The organism is Sulfobacillus harzensis, from assembly GCF_012933365.1.
Lineage (GTDB): Bacteria > Bacillota > Sulfobacillia > Sulfobacillales > Sulfobacillaceae > Sulfobacillus_B > Sulfobacillus_B harzensis.
Genome location: NZ_JABBVZ010000192.1, coordinates 1 through 3,321, shown reverse-complemented (window position 1 = coordinate 3,321; position 3,321 = coordinate 1). Strand labels below are relative to the sequence as shown.

The following is a 3,321-nucleotide window of genomic DNA, read 5'->3' as shown; positions in this document are numbered from 1 at the left end:
GCTGGCTGCGATCGCAAAATCTTGGCGCGTTCCGCCAGGTCGACGCTCCCGGGAGACTTTATGAAAACTCTCCTAGGAATGAGCGTCGACGAATTGGTCGCGAAGATGGTATTTGCGGGAGCTAGCCGTCCCAACTGTTGATAAAAAGCTTGTTTGACAGACAAAATCTCAGGAATGGCCTCAATGACTAAATCGGCATTCTTTACAGCTTCCGCCAAATCGCTGGAAAACGCCATTCGTCCACGGGCCTCGTCGATGGACGATGGCGGTGCCTTTAAGTCGTGTGCATAACGGACAGCAAGCACTTCCATGCGCTCCCGCCCTTTTCTGAGAGCCTCGCCGCTGATATCGTAGACCATAACGGTATAACCATGATATGCCGTTTGAAACGCGATTTGGCTCCCCAATACGCCGCTTCCTGCCACCATCACTCGTCGAATGTCCACGGGACTCCTCCCCTTCCTCGCAACCTGTCAGAATCAGCATAGCATGACACGATTGCCAGCATGCAAAATGATTCTCGGCAGGTTATCGGACAGTAAACATCGGGCCGTATTCCGTAACAATCTTCCCTTGCGGGCCCAAAAACTGCGCAATGATGCGGACGGTCATAGTGTTTAGCGCCATCGGCAACTGGAACGCATAGGTCCCGTTGGCATTCGTGGACCAGTACGGCATCGTGTAGGAGCCTGCGGGATTCCCAAACACCCATAGGGTGAGGCTGAACAGCCCCCACTGATAGTGAGTGGTAGCGTTGTAGCCGACGGAGATGGTCGATCCCGTCGTCGCGTTCGTCATACCTTTAATGATCAGCGGCACCGGGGTGGAGACATTGGTGGACGCCTTGGGATTAAGCGCATCGTGACCAGTGGCCGCGGGGGATTGCGTGATCGTGACAGTCTTCGTGACGGGAACGGAATGCGTTACGGTGACGGTTACCGGAGGTTTGGTCGTCGTGGAAGGGGGCGTGGACGAGGCTGCGTTGGAAGACGAAAAGCCGCATCCCGCAAGCAAGGCAGATGCCCCAATTGGGGCGACGGCAAGGCGAATAGCGGATAGAAATGTCAAAGGTTCCCCCTCCTGGCGTGTTGATAGCAAAGCGCGTTTTATGGACGGTCAGCTTTCCCGATGGGAACACCCAACGCTCAAAGGCACGTTTACACTTTAATTCCTCTAGCCATAAGCCCCGACCCGGCATTCGGCAAACGGCGAAGCGATTCGGGAGCCATGCTCCCAGCCCTTTCAGCCATCGATACCATCGAAAGGCCGGCAGCTCCGTTTGATTCGCTCTACACTCGGCACACTAGCTACGATGTGCTCCCTCAACTGGATAGGTGGTGATAATAACTTCGGTAGCGCCAGAACGCTTTGTCGCGTCGGAATTAATAGCACGCCGCACCGGCACAACCTGAATCCACATCCCGCGATAGAGATTATGGATCGCGGGCACATCGGCGTTGGAGGCCATCACGTAGCATCGGCGCTGAGCCAACTGGCGAACCATGTTGGCAAGTTGAACCTGATCGCTCCAATTAAAGCCGTCCGCTGTATAGCTGGTAAAGTTGGCCGTCGTCGAGACCGGAACGTAGGGCGGATCGACATACACAAAGTCATGAGGTTGAGCCACATCCAGCACCGCCGAGTAATCGGCCTCTACAATTTCAGCGGTTTGCAGGACACGGTGTGCGGCTCGCAACCGATCAGGGTTCACGATCACCGGGTTCTGATAGCGACCGAACGGCACATTGAATTTTCCCTTGCTGTTGACCCTGAACAACCCGTTGAAGCACGTCTTGTTAAGGAAAATTAAGCGGGAAGCCCGCTCGGTCGGAGTGAGCGATTCCGGATTTAAAGCCCGCACCGCATAGAAATATTCCGCTTCGTTGCGGTGCCGCCTTAAGTGAGCGATCAACGACTCGACGTCATCCCGAATGACCCGGTACATGTTGATGAGTTCCGGATTGGTGTCGCTAAGATAAGCGCCGGGCGCCCGAAGGGCGAAAAACAATGCAGCTCCTCCGGCAAACGGCTCCAGGTACCGATTCCAGGACGAAGGTTGCGCGGCCAAGAGCTGAGGCAACAGCTGTCGTTTACCGCCTGCCCACTTGATGGGGCTAAGGGCGGCTTGGGGCACGTCCACCGGACAATACACCAATCACCCTCCTCTCAGAGCCTTGACGAGTCACCGAAGACACACTCGTTTGTCGTAATACGCTTCGTGATCCGGTTGCCGTTGTCCTGCTTGACAGGTCCCATAATCCCCGCTACGCCAAGGTCTGAGCGGGATACCGGCACATCCATTCATTTGCAGGCGTCCCGAGAGGCTATTGCCGTTCGCCGCCCGCGTGTTGTTCAGGGTTTGATTGCCGCACGCAGCGCCTGGCGAGCCGCGTGATATGACGTCCGCACCAAGGGTCCGGACTCCACATGGAGAAATCCCCGACTCATTCCTTCTTGCTGCAGAGCCGCAAATTCATCCGGAGTGTAAAAGCGGACCACCTGCATTTGCTGCGGTGTAGGCCGCAAATACTGACCAATCGTAACAATGTCAACACCTGAGGCCCGCAAGTCATCCAGCGTCTCCAAAATCTCGTCCCAGGTTTCTCCTACCCCGAGCATAATGCTCGATTTGGTACGCTGGCCAGGCAGCATCATCTTGGCGTTGCGCAAAACGGTCAACGAGCGGTCATAGGTAGCCCGCGAGCGAACCTTAGGCGTCATTCGGCGCACCGTCTCCACATTGTGGTCAAGAAGCTCCGGCTGTTGGTCTACCACAATTTGCAGCGCTTTCTCGTCACCAGCGAAGTCCGGAATTAACAGCTCGACCTGGCATCCGGGTGCTTGCCGGCGAATAGCCATGACTGTGGCGGCAAAAATTGAAGCTCCTCCATCTTGCAGATCATCCCGATCCACACTGGTAATCACAACATGAGCCAATTGCATGTCCCGCACCGCGTCTGCCACACGGTCCGGTTCGTCCCAATCCACGTGCTTCCCCGGACGTCCGCTCTTAACGGCGCAAAACCGACAATTCCGAGTGCATGTGTCGCCTAAAATCATGAACGTGGCAGTTTTATCCCTATCCCAGCACTCAAAAATGTTGGGACAATGCGCTTCCTCGCAGACGGTGTGGAGTGTCTTCGCCCGCATTATTCCCTTGAGCCTCTGATAATTCGGGCCTGGGGTTGCCTTTACCATTAGCCACGGCGGCTTTTCATGAACAGTATTCATCCGGTCTACTCCTTTATTTGTTAGTCTCAGTGGTGGATAAGTTTGTCAAACATTGCAACGAGCCACTGGATCTCGTTCAACCCTTTGTCC

Annotated in this window: 4 protein-coding genes; all 4 read right to left on the bottom strand. The window is 55.3% G+C overall.

What is annotated here, in order from left to right:
• Window positions 1-446: 3-hydroxyacyl-CoA dehydrogenase NAD-binding domain-containing protein (locus tag HIJ39_RS22055; RefSeq protein WP_338055273.1), on the bottom strand; the 446-nt coding region annotated here is incomplete at its 3' end.
• Window positions 447-528: 82 nt separating this feature from the next.
• Entirely contained in the window at window positions 529-1,068 is a 540-nt protein-coding gene (locus tag HIJ39_RS22050; protein ID WP_169103194.1) for a hypothetical protein, read from the bottom strand.
• A 235-nt stretch (window positions 1,069-1,303) separates the two neighbouring features.
• Window positions 1,304-2,152, bottom strand: coding sequence for a DNA adenine methylase (locus HIJ39_RS22045; RefSeq protein WP_338055272.1), 849 nt, complete (start codon window positions 2,150-2,152; stop codon window positions 1,304-1,306).
• Window positions 2,153-2,352: 200 nt separating this feature from the next.
• Window positions 2,353-3,231: a lipoyl synthase gene (gene lipA / locus HIJ39_RS22040; RefSeq protein ID WP_169103193.1), complete on the bottom strand. Its 879-nt coding sequence runs from the start codon at window positions 3,229-3,231 to the stop codon at window positions 2,353-2,355.
• Between the last annotated feature and the right edge of the window lie 90 nt (window positions 3,232-3,321).